At 45.9% G+C, this 18135-nt stretch carries 12 protein-coding genes and 5 tRNA genes; 4 read left to right on the top strand and 13 right to left on the bottom strand.

All coding sequences use genetic code 11. The annotated features are described in order from the left end of the window. Nucleotides 1-254: 254 nt before the first annotated feature. The 11 genes from APB76_RS09840 to APB76_RS09895 form a co-directional block, all read right to left on the bottom strand. Nucleotides 255-331: transfer RNA gene (locus APB76_RS09840), tRNA-Arg, on the bottom strand. A gap of 64 nt (nucleotides 332-395) precedes the next feature. Then, nucleotides 396-472: transfer RNA gene (locus APB76_RS09845), tRNA-Arg, on the bottom strand. A 64-nt stretch (nucleotides 473-536) separates the two neighbouring features. Further along, a tRNA-Arg gene (locus APB76_RS09850) sits at nucleotides 537-613 on the bottom strand. Between the two features lie 64 nt (nucleotides 614-677). Beyond that, a tRNA-Arg gene (locus tag APB76_RS09855) sits at nucleotides 678-754 on the bottom strand. Nucleotides 755-1024: 270 nt separating this feature from the next. After that, nucleotides 1025-1117, bottom strand: a tRNA-Ser gene (locus APB76_RS09865). Between the two features lie 183 nt (nucleotides 1118-1300). Further along, on the bottom strand, nucleotides 1301-1498 hold the full coding sequence (csrA, locus tag APB76_RS09870; RefSeq protein ID WP_004415691.1) for a carbon storage regulator CsrA: 198 nt from the start codon (nucleotides 1496-1498) through the stop codon (nucleotides 1301-1303). A 92-nt stretch (nucleotides 1499-1590) separates the two neighbouring features. Further along, nucleotides 1591-2778 carry an aspartate kinase gene (locus tag APB76_RS09875; RefSeq protein ID WP_054962765.1) on the bottom strand — a complete coding sequence of 396 codons (1188 nt, stop codon included), beginning with the start codon at nucleotides 2776-2778 and terminating at the stop codon, nucleotides 1591-1593. A gap of 196 nt (nucleotides 2779-2974) precedes the next feature. Next, nucleotides 2975-5557: an alanine--tRNA ligase gene (gene alaS / locus APB76_RS09880; protein ID WP_049844350.1), complete on the bottom strand. Its 2583-nt coding sequence runs from the start codon at nucleotides 5555-5557 to the stop codon at nucleotides 2975-2977. 142 nt (nucleotides 5558-5699) lie between these two features. After that, a complete protein-coding gene (gene recX, locus APB76_RS09885; RefSeq protein ID WP_054962766.1) occupies nucleotides 5700-6164 on the bottom strand; it encodes a recombination regulator RecX in 465 nt (154 codons plus the stop codon). A 73-nt stretch (nucleotides 6165-6237) separates the two neighbouring features. Beyond that, nucleotides 6238-7284: a recombinase RecA gene (recA, locus tag APB76_RS09890; RefSeq protein ID WP_049844351.1), complete on the bottom strand. Its 1047-nt coding sequence runs from the start codon at nucleotides 7282-7284 to the stop codon at nucleotides 6238-6240. Between the two features lie 191 nt (nucleotides 7285-7475). Further along, nucleotides 7476-7970, bottom strand: coding sequence for a CinA family protein (locus APB76_RS09895; protein ID WP_049844352.1), 495 nt, complete (start codon nucleotides 7968-7970; stop codon nucleotides 7476-7478). A gap of 127 nt (nucleotides 7971-8097) precedes the next feature. Here APB76_RS09895 and mutS point away from each other — a divergent pair, with 127 nt between their 5' ends. After that, nucleotides 8098-10635 (top strand): DNA mismatch repair protein MutS, encoded by a 2538-nt coding sequence (mutS, locus tag APB76_RS09900; protein WP_054962821.1) that lies wholly within the window; start codon nucleotides 8098-8100, stop codon nucleotides 10633-10635. A gap of 74 nt (nucleotides 10636-10709) precedes the next feature. Here mutS and lptG read toward each other — a convergent pair whose 3' ends face one another. Together lptG and lptF are read right to left on the bottom strand one after the other, a co-directional pair. Further along, nucleotides 10710-11780 carry an LPS export ABC transporter permease LptG gene (lptG, locus tag APB76_RS09905; RefSeq protein ID WP_049844353.1) on the bottom strand — a complete coding sequence of 357 codons (1071 nt, stop codon included), beginning with the start codon at nucleotides 11778-11780 and terminating at the stop codon, nucleotides 10710-10712. A 3-nt stretch (nucleotides 11781-11783) separates the two neighbouring features. After that, nucleotides 11784-12887: an LPS export ABC transporter permease LptF gene (gene lptF, locus APB76_RS09910; RefSeq protein WP_049844354.1), complete on the bottom strand. Its 1104-nt coding sequence runs from the start codon at nucleotides 12885-12887 to the stop codon at nucleotides 11784-11786. A gap of 191 nt (nucleotides 12888-13078) precedes the next feature. On the opposite strand from lptF, the gene pepA reads away from it, so the two are divergent. The 3 genes from pepA (at nucleotide 13079) to APB76_RS09925 (ending at nucleotide 18090) form a co-directional block, all read left to right on the top strand. Continuing rightward, nucleotides 13079-14587, top strand: a complete 1509-nt coding sequence (pepA, locus tag APB76_RS09915; RefSeq protein WP_049844355.1) for a leucyl aminopeptidase — start codon at nucleotides 13079-13081, stop codon at nucleotides 14585-14587. A gap of 80 nt (nucleotides 14588-14667) precedes the next feature. Then, nucleotides 14668-15117, top strand: coding sequence for a DNA polymerase III subunit chi (locus tag APB76_RS09920; protein WP_049844356.1), 450 nt, complete (start codon nucleotides 14668-14670; stop codon nucleotides 15115-15117). A gap of 99 nt (nucleotides 15118-15216) precedes the next feature. After that, nucleotides 15217-18090: a valine--tRNA ligase gene (locus APB76_RS09925; protein WP_054962767.1), complete on the top strand. Its 2874-nt coding sequence runs from the start codon at nucleotides 15217-15219 to the stop codon at nucleotides 18088-18090. Nucleotides 18091-18135 lie beyond the last annotated feature (45 nt).

The raw sequence follows: 18135 nt of genomic DNA on the forward strand, positions 1-18135 counted from the left end.
ATTGAGGATATTGCACAAATCTAGGGAATTATTCGTCACACAAATCACATAAATCTGCAATACATCTGCATATAAGCATAAATAACTGCGTGTTTTATGACGTTATGCCAAAACATAGGGCATTACTGCGATAGGCTTAAAAGAAATAAGAAAAGAGTTTAATAAACAATAACTTGTAAAATCATTGTTTCAATAATGTTACAACGGCGTTAACAAAAAAAGCCCTGCTATTTCTAGCAGGGCTTTAAAATAAGTGGCGCGTCCTGGAGGATTCGAACCTCCGACCGCCTGGTTCGTAGCCAGGTACTCTATCCAGCTGAGCTAAGGACGCGCAATTTTGATATCAACTCTAAGTCAATATCAGGATGACTTTCGTAAAAAGAAACCCTAAAGAGTGGCGCGTCCTGGAGGATTCGAACCTCCGACCGCCTGGTTCGTAGCCAGGTACTCTATCCAGCTGAGCTAAGGACGCGCGATTTTGATATCAACTCTAAGTCAATATCAGGATGACTTTGATAAAAAGAAACCCTAAAGAGTGGCGCGTCCTGGAGGATTCGAACCTCCGACCGCCTGGTTCGTAGCCAGGTACTCTATCCAGCTGAGCTAAGGACGCGCGATTTTGATATCAACTCCAAGTCAATATCAGGATGACTTTGATAAAAAGAAACCCTAAAGAGTGGCGCGTCCTGGAGGATTCGAACCTCCGACCGCCTGGTTCGTAGCCAGGTACTCTATCCAGCTGAGCTAAGGACGCGCGATTTTGATATCAACTCCAAGTCAATATCAGGATGACTTTGATAAAAAGAAACCCTAAAGAGTGGCGCGTCCTGGAGGATTCGAACCTCCGACCGCCTGGTTCGTAGCCAGGTACTCTATCCAGCTGAGCTAAGGACGAACCTCCGACCGCCTGGTTCGTAGCCAGGTACTCTATCCAGCTGAGCTAAGGACGCGCTATGCTTTCTTGCTAAAGAAAGTTGTTTTAAAGCTGTTCCGAAGAACAATTCTTCCGAGGAAGAAGCAAGAATGGCGGTGAGGGAGGGATTCGAACCCTCGATACGGCTACAAACCGTATACTCCCTTAGCAGGGGAGCGCCTTCAGCCTCTCGGCCACCTCACCGTCTTGCGGAGGCACATATTACGATTTACCAAAAATATGTCAAACATTTTCTTGGCAAAAATAGCAAAAAGTCATTCAACCGTTGGCTATTTAATCAAAGCGATGTTAATTCGCTCTTTTTCCTATGTTTAGTTGCCTTTGCCGCACAAAAAAGGCTGACAAAATGTCAGCCTCTTCGTGTAATTAGTAGTTGCCTGATGCAACGTTACCATTACCTTTTTCTGCCTGAATGCGCATGTAGATTTCTTCACGGTGAACAGACACTTCTTTAGGTGCATTTACACCAATACGTACTTGGTTACCTTTAACACCTAGTACAGTTACTGTTACTTCATCACCGATCATGAGAGTTTCGCCAACGCGGCGAGTTAAAATTAGCATTCTGTGCTCCTTGAGTAATCTCTGATTTATCTTGCTACGCGGCTATTATCCAACAAAAGTTATATTTTCGTAAACTCTATTGTGGCTCGAATCTAGCCTAAAAAGGCATGTTTTTGTCGGCAGTCGACTGCCTCCGCAGAAGTTATGTAAGCATCATGCAGTATGTTAGCCGCTTTGTCGACACATTCTGGTAACAGGACAAGCATCAAAGATTGTGGATTAACTGCGTAGTGCTCAACCTCAATCCCCTGCTCCGTCAACAACGCGTATGATCTTTCAACCAGTCCTTCGACATGTAGACCAACTGCTGTTAGTAAGCTTACTGAGTCACTATTACGGATTTTGTCACCGAAAACCAGTTCCAGTTTTGCATAAGCGTCGTGTTTTATCACTACACCTATCCATTCTGCATGCTCGATCACATTCCAAATTGTGGCGCCTAGCATCTGGCACTGTTTTTTCATACTGGCTAAGGCATCTTTTTCAATTCTGATCAAACACATATCGCGTTGAATAGCGACGCCACACACCGCAGACTGGCACTCTTCACCTTTAACCAAGCTGCCAGCGTTGACATCGAATGTCGATAGTACCCGCAAAGGTACATTGTTTTTCCATGCATACTGGACTGAAGGTAGATGCAGAACTTTAGCGCCTTTACGTGCCATCTCTTCCATCGAAGGGAAATCGATCACATCAAGCTTCTTTGCATTAGAAACCACGCGCGGGTCACAAGTATAGATGCCATCTACATCAGTAAAAATCTGGCATTCGTCAGCATTGAGCGCACCTGCCAGCGTAACTGCGCTGGTATCAGAGCCTCCTCGACCAAGTGTAGTGATATCCCCGTTATCATTCACACCTTGAAAACCTGCGACTATCACTATTTGATCCTGTTCAAGGAGTTGAGTTATCGCAGTCATCTCAATATGTTTAATCGTTGCGTCATTGTGTTGGTTGTCCGTCACAATGCTCGCTTGTGCTCCGGTAAGTGAACGTGCCGCATAGCCAAGTTTATTCAGAGCCATTGCAAGCAGTGCCATCGACACCTGTTCACCAGCAGAGAGCAAAACATCAAGTTCTCGGGCAGTAGGTACACTGTCTACCTGCTTAGCCAAGTCCATTAATCTGTTTGTTTCACCAGACATTGCCGATACGACTACGACAACTTGAGTACCATCATTTTTCGCCTTTATGATGTGTTCAGCAACCTTATGGATTCTTTCAATTGAACCCACAGAAGTTCCGCCAAACTTTTGCACGATAAGGGGCTTTTTCACCAGTCTTCACCTTCCCAAGACCAAAGTCTCATTCGAACCACATTCAATATGTTGAATATTACTTGTGGTAGTTATAACAAAAACCAAGTGACTTACTTGATGTTCATTGTGAGCATCAATTAAAGCACTTGGTTGTCAGAAAAAAATTACGCTCAATCAAATAACTGATTGAGCGTAATAATAGTTCAATTTTTAATTACAGACGTTCTTCTAGCCATGGTTGCACAGACTGAATAGCATCAGGCAGAGCAGCAACGTCCGTGCCACCTGCTTGAGCCATATCTGGACGACCACCACCTTTACCACCAACTTGCTCAGCGACCATCTTAACTAGGTCGCCCGCTTTTACTTTGCCAATAAGATCTTTAGTCACGCCAGCAATTAGGCCAATCTTATCGTCGTTGATGTTAGCCAGCAGAATCACGCCGCTACCGACTTGGTTTTTGATGTCATCAACCATGGTACGTAGGTTCTTGTTATCAGCGCCTTCTAGAGCCGCTACCAATACTTTAGTACCGTTGATATCCTGAACTTTACCCATGATGTTTGCGCTTTCCGCTGCAGCCATCTTGTCTTTAAGTTTCTGAATTTCTTTCTCTAGCGATTTAGCTTTTTGCGCCGACTCAACAAGCTTCTCTTCGAACTTAGCTTGTTGAGCTTCGATTGCATCTAGTGCCGCTTCACCTGTTACAGCTTCGATACGGCGGATACCTGCTGCGATACCACCTTCAGAAGTGATCTTGAATAGGCCAATATCACCCGTGTTTGATGCGTGGATACCACCACAAAGTTCGGTAGAGAACTCACCCATTGATAGAACGCGAACCTCATCATCATACTTTTCGCCGAATAGTGCCATTGCACCTTTCTGCTTTGCTGACTCGATGTCCATTACGTTAGTTTCAATAACGTGATTGCGACGAACTTGAGCATTCACTAGGCGCTCAACTTCTTTTAGCTCTGCTGGAGTTACCGCTTCTAGGTGTGAGAAATCGAAACGTAGGTTTTCAGGTTTAACTAGCGAGCCTTTCTGCGTAACGTGCTCACCCAGTACTGAACGTAGCGCTGCGTGTAATAAGTGAGTTGCAGAGTGGTTGAGAGAGATCGATGCACGACGCTCAGCATCAACAGTCGCCTCTACCTCATCACCTTTCGCTAGAACGCCTTCTGTAAGAACACCGTGGTGCGCGATTGCATTACCTAGCTTCTGAGTATCTTCCACTTTGAATAGACCAGATTCAGTTTTAAGCACACCAGCATCACCACACTGACCACCTGATTCTGCGTAAAATGGCGTTTCACCAAGGATGATGATTGCTTTATCACCCGCCGATAGAGATTCAGCCGCATCACCTTCAACGAAAATTTCTGCTACGTTGCTCTTACCTTGAGTACCTACGTAACCACAGAACTCTGAGTCTACGTCAGACTTAATAGTTGCGTTGTAGTCAGTACCGAATTGACCCGCTTCACGAGCACGTTGACGCTGCTCTTCCATCGCTTTCTCAAAACCAGCTTCGTCAATCGCAAATTCACGCTCACGAGCCACATCGTTAGTTAGGTCAGCAGGGAAGCCGTAAGTGTCGTAAAGCTTAAATACTGTTTCACCGTCCAGCTCTTTGCCTTCTAGTGCATCTAGTGCTTCATTAAGGATAACCATGCCACGCTCTAGTGTGCGACCAAAGTTCTCTTCTTCGATGCGAAGTACTTTCTCAACAAGCTCTTGCTGTTTCTTAAGTTCTTCAGCAGCGCTACCCATGACTTCAGCAAGTACGCCCACAAGTTTGTGGAAGAATACGCCTTGTGCACCAAGCTTGTTACCGTGACGAACTGCGCGACGAATAATACGACGCAGGACGTAACCGCGACCTTCGTTTGAAGGCATCACACCATCAGCGATAAGGAATGAACAAGAGCGGATGTGGTCAGCAATCACGCGTAGCGATTGGTTCGATAGGTCTTCGTGACCAACGATCTCTGCTGTCGCTTTAATTAGCTTTTGAAATACATCGATTTCGTAGTTTGAGTGAACGCCTTGCATGATTGCAGAAATGCGCTCAATACCCATACCTGTATCAACAGCAGGCTTAGGTAGTGGCTCCATTGTGCCGTCGGCATGACGGTTGAACTGCATAAATACGTTGTTCCAGATCTCAATGAAACGGTCACCGTCTTCTTCAGGTGTACCAGGACGACCACCCCAGATATGCTCACCGTGATCGTAGAAAATCTCAGTACATGGACCACAAGGACCTGTGTCACCCATTGTCCAGAAGTTATCTGATTCGAACTGCTTACCGCCTTCTTTATCGCCGATGCGTACGATACGATCAGCAGGCACGCCTACTTTCTTGTTCCAGATATCGAATGCTTCGTCATCTGTCTCGTATACCGTAACCAACAGACGATCTTTTGGTAGTTGTAGAGTTTCCGTTAGAAATTCCCAAGCAAAAGCAATCGCGTCTTCTTTGAAGTAATCACCAAAGCTAAAGTTACCTAGCATTTCGAAGAAAGTGTGGTGACGAGCTGTGAAGCCAACGTTCTCTAAGTCGTTATGTTTACCACCCGCACGTACACAACGCTGAGCCGTAGTTGCTCGTGTGTAGGCACGTTTTTCGGCGCCTAAGAAGCAATCTTTAAATTGGTTCATACCTGCGTTTGTAAATAGCAGGGTCGGATCGTTATGCGGAACCAACGATGAACTGTCTACGATTTGGTGTCCTTTGCTTTCAAAGAACTTAAGGAACGCGTTACGAACCTCATCAGTGCTCATGTACATGCAGCTCTTCCTGAAAATAGTCGAGTTAGAATTTTGCGCTATTGTAGATCATGGTTAGCGCTACGACTAGTTTTCTTGTAGAAAAGAGCTTTTCGCTTGAGGAATTGAAACTAAATAGTCAAATTGAAGGGAGTTTTAACTTTCAATCCTCGCTTTCTGAGCTGAGTGCATAGCTGATTTGCTCAAAGCTATAGCCTCGATACTGGAGAAAGCGCACCTGTTTGGCGTACTCTTTTTGGTCTTTCGCTTGCATTCCTTTAAATTTCTTCTCTGCAGCACTTTTAGCGAGTTCAAACCAATCTTGCGGCTCTTCTTCTATGGCTTTTTCAATCACTGATTCTGCAACTCGCTTTTGATTCAGCTCTTGGCGAATGCGGCGCTCACCATGTCCTTTATAGACATGCTGTCTCACTTGGCTTTTAGCGTAACGAAGATCATCTAAATAATTATTATCTAAGCAAAAATTGATCGCCTCTTGAATAGCGTCATCTTCGTAACCTTTCAAGCTGAGCTTCTGATACATCTCATACTCACCATGATCGCGGCGACTGAGTAGTTGAATCGCTGCTTCTTTACTCGATAGTGTTGGGGGTTTTCGTTGAAACATGTCGGATTAAATTCTCATATTCTAAATACGACAAAGCCCCGCATAAGCAGGGCTTTCTATTCAAAAAGTAGTGTTACAGTTCTTCTTGCTCTGGCATTTGGCCTAGTTCAGCATCATCTGGCTGAACTTCAGCTGGCGAAAGCAACAATTCACGTAGTTTAGTATCGATAGTCTTTGCTGCTTCAGGGTTTTCACGTAGGAACTTACCTGCATTCGCTTTACCTTGACCAATCTTATCACCGTTGTAGCTGTACCAAGCACCTGCTTTCTCAATAAGCTTGTTCTTAACACCGAGGTCGATAAGCTCACCTTCACGGTTAAAGCCTTGGCCATACAGGATTTGCGTTTCAGCTTGTTTAAACGGTGCAGCGATCTTGTTCTTAACTACCTTGATGCGAGTTTCGTTACCGACAACTTCGTCACCTTCTTTGATAGAACCAGTGCGGCGAATATCAAGACGAACAGATGCGTAGAACTTAAGTGCGTTACCACCCGTGGTTGTTTCAGGGTTACCAAACATCACTCCAATCTTCATACGGATTTGGTTGATGAAGATACACATACAGTTAGATTGCTTTAGGTTACCTGTTAGCTTACGCATAGCTTGAGAAAGCATACGCGCTTGAAGACCCATGTGGCTATCGCCCATTTCACCTTCAATTTCTGCTTTTGGAGTAAGCGCTGCAACCGAGTCGACAACCATTACGTCGATAGCACCTGAACGTGCTAATGCGTCACAAATCTCTAAAGCTTGTTCACCCGTATCTGGCTGAGAAACTAGTAGAGCATCAATATCAACACCTAGCTTCTTAGCATAAACTGGATCAAGTGCGTGTTCCGCATCGATAAAGGCACAAGTTTTACCTTGCTTTTGCGCTGCAGCAATACACTCAAGTGTTAGCGTCGTTTTACCTGATGATTCTGGGCCGTAGATTTCTACGATACGGCCCATCGGAAGACCACCAGCACCTAATGCGATATCCAAAGAAAGTGAACCTGTAGAGATTGTTTCTACATCCATTGCGCGGTTATCACCTAGGCGCATGATTGAACCTTTACCAAATTGCTTTTCAATCTGACCTAGCGCAGCGGCAAGTGCTTTCTGTTTGTTCTCGTTCATCACTTTCTCCAAATGACTCATCTATTTCGTGCTGATGATTATCAATCTAATTCTTCCGTTCAGCCATGTTACTGAACAATCAATGCAAGTCATTATACTGTTGATTCATACAGTGTCCATACCTGTATGGCTTTTTTTTAACTTTTGGTGATATCGTCCTAATTTTAAAGGTATTTAAAATTTTAGGTTGTTCAGATATCTCTTGCGAGCAATTCTGCGTGCAGTACTTTTAAGGCATGTTCAACCGCCTGTTGACGAACTTGTGCGCGGTCACCTGATAAGCACAGTGTTTCGACTTTTTTCCAACCAATTGAATCGGCCCAAGCAAAACAAACGGTTCCTACTGGTTTTAACTCTGTGCCTCCACCTGGGCCTGCGATGCCACTAATTGAAACACCAATATTGGCATTTGAGTTATGGATTGCGCCCTCAACCATCTCAACGACTGTCTGTTCACTGACAGCACCAAATTGCTCGAGTGTTGCTGCTGATACACCTAGCATCTCCATCTTGGCTTCATTGCTATAGGTGATAAATGCACGATCAAACCAAGCTGAGCTGCCCGCAATGTCGGTAATTGCCGCAGAAACACCGCCACCAGTACAAGATTCCGCAGTAGTCATAACTAATTTATGATGATTTAGCAACGCACCTAGCTGCTGTGACAAAGTTTGCTGTGATTCCATGTCTAAAACCCCTTATTACACCTTTTCGCCCTTTGGCTATTGACGTATCCTAAGCCGCAATAGAAATAAACGAAAGATCCCAACTGTGAAAGCGTTACCTGAAAAAGAAAAGCAAAAACACACGCCCATGATGCAGCAATATCTCAAGCTCAAAGCTGAGAACCCAGATATCTTGCTGTTTTATCGTATGGGGGATTTCTACGAGCTTTTCTACGATGATGCTAAGCGAGCATCTCAACTACTCGATATTTCACTGACTAAGCGAGGCGCTTCTGCTGGCGAACCCATCCCTATGGCGGGTGTACCATTTCATGCCGTGGAAGGTTATCTGGCAAAGCTGGTTCAACTCGGCGAATCTGTTGCTATATGTGAGCAGATCGGCGATCCAGCCACAAGTAAGGGGCCTGTAGAGCGTGCTGTCATCCGCATTGTTACGCCAGGTACTGTGACCGACGAAGCACTACTGTCTGAGCGTTTAGATAACCTTATTGCCGCTATCTATTATCACGACGGCAAATTTGGTTATGCCACCTTAGATGTCACTTCAGGTCGATTCCAATTGATGGAGCCGCAAACCGAAGAAGCGATGGCTGCAGAGTTACAACGCACCTCACCACGTGAACTGCTGTTCCCGGAAGACTTTGAACCTGTCCATCTAATGTCTTCTCGCAATGGTAACCGCCGTCGCCCAGTTTGGGAGTTCGAACTCGATACCGCTAAGCAGCAATTAAACCAACAGTTTGGTACTCGCGATTTAGTTGGCTTTGGGGTTGAGCATGCCAACCTAGGTCTATGCGCGGCAGGTTGTTTGATCCAATATGTCAAAGATACCCAACGTACCGCACTACCACACATTCGCTCACTCACTTTTGACAGACAAGATCACTCTGTCATTTTGGATGCAGCGACGCGACGCAACTTGGAAATTACTCATAATCTTGCCGGTGGGACCGACAACACTTTAGCTGAAGTGCTCGATCACACAGCCACTGCAATGGGCAGTCGCATGCTAAAGCGTTGGTTACACCAACCAATGCGCGATATCGATACTCTAAATCATCGTTTAGATGCAATTTCTGAGCTGAAAGAGATGTCTCTGTTCGCCGACCTTCACCCTGTACTTAAGCAGGTTGGTGACATTGAACGTATTCTGGCTCGCTTAGCTCTGCGCAGTGCGAGGCCACGAGATATGGCTCGCCTTCGTTTTGCCATGCAGCAACTGCCTGAGCTGGCAGAGTCAATGGGATCACTAGCCCACCCATACTTAGTGAAACTGGCGCAATATGCAGCACCAATGGATGAAGTGTGCGAGCTGTTAGAACGAGCAATTAAAGACAATCCACCTGTCGTCATCCGCGATGGAGGGGTGATTGCCGAAGGCTATAACTCAGAGCTCGATGAGTGGCGTAAATTGGCTGACGGTGCCACCGAGTACCTCGAACAAATGGAGCAGGACGAGCGTGAACGACACGGTATCGACAGCCTAAAAGTGGGCTACAACAATGTACATGGCTTCTTTATCCAAGTCAGCCGTGGTCAAAGCCATCTCGTTCCTCCTCATTATGTTCGCCGTCAGACACTAAAAAACGCCGAGCGTTACATTATTCCTGAGCTCAAAGAGCATGAAGATAAAGTGCTTAACTCTAAATCGAAAGCACTCGCTCTGGAAAAGCAACTATGGGAAGAGCTATTTGATCTCTTAATGCCTCACCTAGAACAAATGCAAAACGTCGCTTCTGCGGTGTCGCAAATCGATGTACTGCAAAACTTAGCGGAACGTGCAGACAGCCTAGATTACTGTCGTCCAACTTTGGCTAAAGAAGCGGGCATCCATATTCAAGCAGGTCGTCACCCTGTGGTTGAGCAAGTTATGGATGACCCATTTATTGCCAACCCAATTGAGCTAAACCCGCAACGTAAAATGTTGATCATTACTGGTCCGAACATGGGCGGTAAATCAACATATATGCGCCAAACTGCGTTGATTGCGCTGATGGCACACATAGGTTCTTATGTGCCTGCCGAATCGGCTCAAATAGGCTCGATAGATCGCATTTTTACCCGTATTGGTGCTTCTGACGATCTCGCCTCTGGACGCTCTACCTTTATGGTTGAGATGACAGAAACGGCTAACATTCTACATAACGCAACAGCCAACAGCTTGGTACTGATGGATGAAATCGGTCGTGGCACCAGTACTTATGACGGCCTTTCTCTCGCTTGGGCCAGTGCCGAGTGGCTAGCTAAAGAGCTTGGTTCAATGACCTTGTTTGCCACCCACTACTTTGAGTTGACCGAGCTACCCAACCAGATCCCACACTTAGCAAACGTTCACCTAGATGCGGTCGAACATGGTGACAGCATTGCCTTCATGCACGCAGTCCAAGAAGGGGCTGCAAGTAAGTCTTACGGTCTTGCCGTTGCAGGTTTAGCGGGTGTACCTAAGAGTGTGATTAAAAACGCGCGCGCTAAGCTGACACAGCTGGAACAATTGGGCCAAGAAGGTGAAGGTTCACCTCGTTCAAGCGCAGTAGACATCGCCAACCAACTTAGCCTGATCCCAGAGCCAAGTGAGGTTGAAGAAGCGCTTTCTGCAATAGACCCTGATGACCTAACACCAAGGCAGGCACTAGAAGAACTTTATCGACTGAAAAAATTGATGTAATAACTAATGCCATAAAAACAAAACGGCAGCCAATTGGATTGGCTGCCGTTTTCTTTATTGTAAAAGTCTTAAGCTTAAAGCTTCCTGCGTAATAGCATCAATGCAACAGTTAAAAACACGATACTTGGCATCACAGCACCAAACACTGGCGGGATGTTATAGACCAAACTGAGTGGGCCAAAGAACTCACTCGAAATATAGAAAGTAAACCCAGCTACAACGCCCGATAGAATACGTGCCCCCATGGTCACACTGCGCAGTGGACCAAAGATAAATGACAACGCCATCAACATCATCACTGCAATTGAAAATGGCTGAGTTACTTTACGCCAAAAAGCCAGTTCATAGCGTGACGGATCTTGCTCAGACGCTTTCAGGTAGGTGACGTAATCGTACAAACCTCCGAGTGATAGCTCTTCTGGTTTAACGGTGACCACCGCAAGTTTGTCTGGAGCCAAAGAGGTCGTCCAACTATATTTTGGTAGACTTTGCTTAGAGATTTCTACCTCATCAACCATTTCTGTCACTTGGACGTCTTTCATCATCCAAGTGTTATCAGACACATACTCCACTTCTGCTGCATAAACCACACTTTCCAAGCGCTTGTTTTCGTCGTAACGCCACATGTTCATGCCATAGATCTTGTCGTCTTCGACCTTACCGATAAAGATAAAGTCATTGGCATCACGTGCCCAAACCCCAGTTCGCACTGACATAATCGCCCCGCCAGAGGTCGCAAATGCACGTAAGTCACGTGCCGCTTTCTGAGCTTGAGGGGCTCCCCATTGACCGAGCAAGGTCACCATAATCATTAGTGGAATTGCGGTTTTCAGTACCGATAAACCAATGTCTAACTTCGAGAAACCTGCCGCTTGCATAACTACCAGCTCAGAGCTAGAAGCTAGCATGCCAAGACCGATCAAGGCTCCAAGCAGTGCCGCCATTGGGAAAAACATCTCAATATCACGTGGAATACTTAGCAAAACAAACAGCAAAGCCTGCAACAAGTCATAAGTACCCTCACCCACCTTACGCAACTGTTCGACGTATTTAATGATGGCAGAGAGGCCGACAAAGGTTGCCAGCACCAAAGATGACGTGGCGATAATAGTTCTACCTATGTAGAGATCGAGAATCTTAAACACGACTTACGCTGCCTTTTTTCTTTGTCTTAGTTTGTCTTTGAAGCGACGAACAGGAATACTGTCCATTGAGTTAATACCAATTGCAGTCAATAGTAGCGCGGCATTAATAGGCCACATCCCAATGAAGGTCGGAATAGAACCGTCTTCTATCGCTGACTTAGTGGCACTAATCGCCAAGAAGTAAGCAAGATAGATCAATATCGCAGGGCCCATTTTTGCAAATCGCCCCTGACGTGGGTTAACTGCCGAAAGCGGTACTACCAACATAGTCAACAGTGGAATACAAATCACCAGTGAGATACGCCATTGAACTTCGGCTTGGGCGCGAGGATCTGAGTTCTTTAGTAGTTTGAGAGTTGAAATAGCTTCCCAGTCACGACCTTTTGGTTTCACATCACGCTGACCAATCAGTCCTTCGTACTGGTCGAAATCGGTCACCATATAATCAACACGTGTTGGAACCCCTTCATAGCGAGTGCCATCATACATACGAATCACTTGTCGACCATCGCTCAACTCTTTCACTTCACCTGATTGAGAGAAAGAAACGCTCGGTAAAATCGAGTCACGTGGACGCATTTGAGCAACAAATACATGCTTGAGCTTCTTACCGTCAATATCGTCAATGAAGACTACGGAAGAACCGTCTGGTGTACCTTGGAAGTGGCCTTTTTTAAGCAAGTCGACGCTGTTCTCAGCTTCCACTTCTTCTTGCAGTTTAACCAGTTGGTCTTGGCTATAAGGAGCAAAAACGAATGAGTTAAAGCCCGCGACAACACCGGTAATTACGGCAAGGTACAAGGCAGCTCGGATCAAGAACTTATTACCGATCCCCGTTGCATTCATCACGGTTATTTCACTTTCAGCGTACAAACGGCCGAAAGTTAACAAGATCCCTAAGAAAAGACTCAACGGCAACATCAACAGTCCCATCGAAGGCATGCTTAAAGCAACATAGTGCATGACCAAACTGGCGGGAATGTCTCCATCCGTAGCATCGGCCAAAACTTTGATCAATTTTTGGCTAAGGAACACTAAAAACAGGATAAAAAATATCGCTAATTGGCTTTTGAGTGTCTCGCGGATCAAATATCTAACAATAATCACGCTGAAATTACCTATACAAAACTTGTTTTTTTAATTGAATCACTATAATTTCCCGTTGAACCTTTTATTTTTTAAATTTTTGGCTAACTGTTAATGCGCTTATTTAAGGATAGTTCCGAGTAAGGAATCAACAAGTAAGACTGCATTATCTAACATTTAGTTCTATTTGTCTTCAGGATGTAGGAGTACGCATGGAGTTCAGTGTAAAAAGTGGCAGTCCAGAGAAACAGCGCAGCGCATGTATCGTTGTAGGCGTGTTCGAGCCACGTCGCCTTTCTCCAGTTGCCGAGCAGCTAGATAAAATCAGCGATGGCTATATTAGTTCACTACTTCGCCGTGGTGATCTAGAAGGAAAACCGGGGCAGATGCTACTGCTTCATCAAGTACCAGGCGTCCTATCTGAGCGCGTTTTACTCGTAGGTTGTGGTAAAGAGCGTGAATTGGGTGAACGTCAGTACAAAGAGATCATCCAGAAAACCATCAATACTTTGAACGAGACAGGTTCTATGGAAGCCGTGTGTTTCCTCACTGAGCTGCACGTTAAAGGGCGCGATACTTACTGGAAAGTTCGTCAAGCTGTTGAAGCAACAAAAGATGGTCTGTACACCTTCGACCAATTCAAGAGCCAAAAGCCAGAGACTCGTCGACCACTACGTAAACTTGTGTTTAACGTCCCAACACGTCGTGAGCTAAACCTAGGTGAGAAAGCGATCGCACACGGTCTAGCCATCTCTTCTGGTGTTAAAGCATCAAAAGATCTTGGCAACATGCCACCGAACATCGCCAACCCTGCTTACCTTGCTTCGCAAGCTCGTCGTCTAGCTGACGACTACGAAACAGTAACGACCAAGATCATTGGTGAGCAAGAGATGGAAAAGCTGGGCATGACCTCTTACCTAGCGGTAGGTCGTGGCTCTAAGAACGAATCTATGATGTCTGTCATGGAGTACAAGGGCAACCCAGACTCAGAAGCGAAACCAATTGTACTGGTTGGTAAGGGGCTAACTTTCGATTCAGGCGGTATCTCACTCAAGCCTGGTGAAGGTATGGATGAGATGAAGTACGACATGTGTGGTGCGGCATCTGTATTCGGAACCATGAAAGCACTAGCTAAACTCAACCTACCTATCAACGTCGTCGCGATCCTTGCGGGTTGTGAAAACATGCCAGGCAGCAATGCTTACCGCCCAGGTGACATCCTGACAACGATGTCTGGTCAAACAGTAGAAGTGCTTAACACCGATGCTGAAGGCCGCCTAGTATTATGTGATGCACTAACTTACGTTGAGCGTTACGAGCCTGAGTGCGTGGTAGACGTTGCGACCTTAACTGGTGCATGTGTTATTGCACTAGGTCATCACATCAGTGGCGTTATCTCAAACCACAACCCACTTTCTCACGAACTTGTCAATGCGTCGGAGCAAGCAAGCGACCGCGCATGGCGTCTACCTATGGCAGACGAGTACCACGAACAGTTGAAGAGCCCATTTGCTGATATGGCAAACATTGGTGGTCGCCCAGGTGGCACTATCACTGCAGGTTGCTTCTTATCCAAGTTCGCCAAAAAGTATCACTGGGCGCACGTCGATATCGCAGGTACTGCGTGGAAATCAGGTGCAGCGAAAGGCTCGACTGGCCGCCCGGTCTCAATGCTTGTCCAGTTCCTGCTAAACCGCAGTGGCCAAGAGACAGAGGAATAATCCTCACCGTCTTAAAAAGGGCCGCTAGGCCCTTTTTTGTATTTTCTAGTCTCTGTCGTTTCGACTAAAGGCGAGCAGTTATGGCGAACGCAACATTTTACATTATTAACCCAGACTCACCTCAAGCGGATGCGGAAGGGTTTGGCTTATATGTGTTATTTCTTGCACACCACTTCGCCAAGCAAGGCGCTAAAGTTTATCTCAATTGCAGCGATAAATCGCATGCTGAGCAAATTGCGGAGTTTTTCTGGCAAGTCGACGCCAAACAGTTTGTTGCTCATAATCTTGTTGGTGAAGGACCAAGATATGGAACCAACATCGAAATTGGCTACCAAGGGGTTAAACCATCTTGGAATAGGCAGTTGATAATAAATTTAGCGGAAAATGAGACAACCTTTGCGAACAAGTTTGCTGAGGTGGTAGACTTCGTCCCTTGCGAAGAAAAAGCCAAGCAACTGGCGCGAGAAAGATATAAAATCTACCGCCAAGCTGGTTATCAGCTACAAACGATCGAGATCAAACACAACTAGCGGTCAATCCTTATAGTTAAGGCGATCTTATTAGAGATGCCTCACTTATAAAGATTGACTTAGAATTAAACCAGACCTATCTGCAGAATATCTATAGCTATGGAAAAAACATACAACCCAACTTCAATCGAGCAAGCTTTATACCAAGCTTGGGAAGAGAAAGGCTACTTTAAGCCACACGGTGACACGACTAAAGAAGCTTACAGCATCATGATCCCGCCGCCGAACGTCACTGGTAGCCTACATATGGGCCACGCGTTCCAAGATACAATCATGGATACTTTAATCCGTGCTGAGCGTATGAAGGGCAAAAACACCCTTTGGCAAGTAGGTACTGACCACGCTGGTATCGCTACTCAGATGGTTGTAGAGCGTAAAATTGCAGCTGAAGAAGGCAAAACGAAACACGATTACGGCCGTGATGCTTTCATCGATAAAATCTGGGAATGGAAAGGCGAATCTGGCGGTACAATCACTAAGCAGCTTCGTCGTCTAGGCGCATCTGTAGATTGGGACCGTGAGCGCTTCACAATGGATGACGGCCTATCTAACGCAGTTCAAGAAGTCTTCGTACGTCTATACGAAGACGACCTAATCTATCGTGGTAAACGTCTGGTTAACTGGGATCCTAAACTGCACACTGCAATTTCTGATCTTGAAGTTGAAAACAAAGACAAAAAAGGCCACATGTGGCACTTCCGCTACCCGCTAGCAAACGGCGTAAAGACAGCGGAAGGTAAAGACTACATTGTTGTTGCGACAACACGTCCTGAGACCATGCTTGGTGACACAGGTGTTGCTGTAAACCCAGAAGATCCTCGCTACAAAGATCTTATCGGTAAAGAGATCCTACTTCCTGTCGTTAACCGTCTGATCCCTATCGTAGGCGATGAGCACGCAGATATGGAAAAAGGCACAGGTTGTGTGAAGATCACCCCTGCGCACGATTTCAATGACTACGAAGTTGGTAAGCGCAACAACCTACCAATGATCAACATCCTAACGTTCAACGCAGACATCCGTGATGCGGCTGAAGTATTCACCACTAACGGTGAAGCAAGCGATGTTTACTCTACTGAGCTACCAGCTAAATACCACGGTATGGAGCGTTTCGCTGCTCGTAAAGCGATCGTTGCTGAGTTTGAAGAACTAGGTCTTCTTGATGAAATCAAAGATCACGACCTAACAGTACCTTACGGTGACCGTGGTGGCGTAGTTATCGAACCAATGCTAACTGACCAATGGTACGTACGTGCTGCACCTCTTGCTGAACCTGCTGTTAAAGCGGTTGAAGATGGTGAGATCCAGTTCGTTCCTAAGCAATACGAAAACATGTACTTCTCTTGGATGCGTGACATTCAAGACTGGTGTATCTCTCGTCAGCTTTGGTGGGGTCACCGTATCCCTGCTTGGTACGACAACGACGGCAATGTTTATGTAGGTCGTACTGAAGAAGAAGTACGTGCAAACAACAACCTTGCACCTGTCGTTGTTCTTCGCCAAGACGACGATGTACTCGATACATGGTTCTCTTCTGCGCTATGGACGTTTGGTACTCAGGGATGGCCTGAGCAAACTGAAGATCTGAAGACATTCCACCCTTCAGACGTGCTAGTAACGGGCTTCGACATTATCTTCTTCTGGGTTGCGCGTATGATCATGATGACTATGCACTTCAACAAAGATGACAATGGTAAAGCTCAAGTACCATTCAAGACAGTTTACGTAACGGGCCTAATCCGTGACGAAAACGGCGACAAGATGTCTAAGTCTAAAGGTAACGTACTTGACCCTATCGACATGATCGATGGTATCGACCTTGAGTCTCTAGTAGAGAAGCGTTGTGGCAATATGATGCAGCCTCAGCTAGCGAAGAAGATCGAAAAGAACACACGTAAGACTTTCGAAAACGGTATCGAACCATACGGTACTGACGCACTGCGTTTCACACTTGCTGCTATGGCTTCGACAGGCCGTGACATCAACTGGGATATGAAACGTCTAGAGGGTTACCGAAACTTCTGTAACAAGCTATGGAACGCAAGCCGTTACGTACTGATGAATACAGAAGAGCACGATTGTGGCATGTCACTGTCGGCTGAAGAACGTGCAAACATGGAATTCTCTCTAGCGGACAAATGGATTGAATCTCAGTTTGAACTAGCAGCGAAAGAGTTTAACGCTCACCTAGACAACTACCGTCTAGACATGGCTGCGAACACGCTTTACGAATTCATCTGGAACCAATTCTGTGACTGGTACCTAGAACTAACTAAACCCGTCCTTTGGAAAGGTACAGAAGCTCAGCAACAAGCGACTCGCTACATGCTGATCACTGTGCTAGAGAAGACGCTACGTCTTGCTCACCCAGTGCTTCCTTACATCACTGAATCTATCTGGCAGAGCGTTAAGCCACTAGTAGACGGTGTTGAAGGCGACACTATCATGACTCAAGCGCTTCCTCAGTTTAACGAAGAGAACTTCAACGCTGAGATCGTAGAAGACATCGAGTGGGTTAAGACTTTCATCACGGCTATCCGTAACCTACGTGCAGAATACGACATTGCGCCTAGCAAAGGCCTAGAAGTGATGATCAAGGTTGCTAGCGAGAAAGACGCGGCGCGTATCGAAGCAAACAAGGTTGTTCTGAACTCTCTTGCTAAGCTAGATAGCCTAACGATTCTTGCTGATGGTGCTGAGACTCCAGCATGTGCGACTAAGCTAGTGGGTCAGTCTGAACTGATGATCCCAATGGCAGGTCTGATCGATAAAGACGCTGAGCTTGCTCGTCTAGATGGCGAAATAAAGAAAACTCACGGTGAAATAAAGCGCATCGAAGGCAAACTAGGTAACGAAGGTTTCGTTGCTAAAGCTCCTGAAGCTGTGGTAGCAAAAGAGCGCGAGAAGCTAGAAGGTTACAAAGAAACTCTAGCTAAACTTGAAGAGCAGAAGACTACAATTGCTGCGCTGTAAATAAGCCAGCATTACTGACAAAAAAAGGCAGCGAGTTCGCTGCCT

The sequence above is a fragment of the Vibrio bivalvicida genome (assembly GCF_001399455.2).
Classification (GTDB): Bacteria; Pseudomonadota; Gammaproteobacteria; order Enterobacterales; family Vibrionaceae; genus Vibrio; species Vibrio bivalvicida.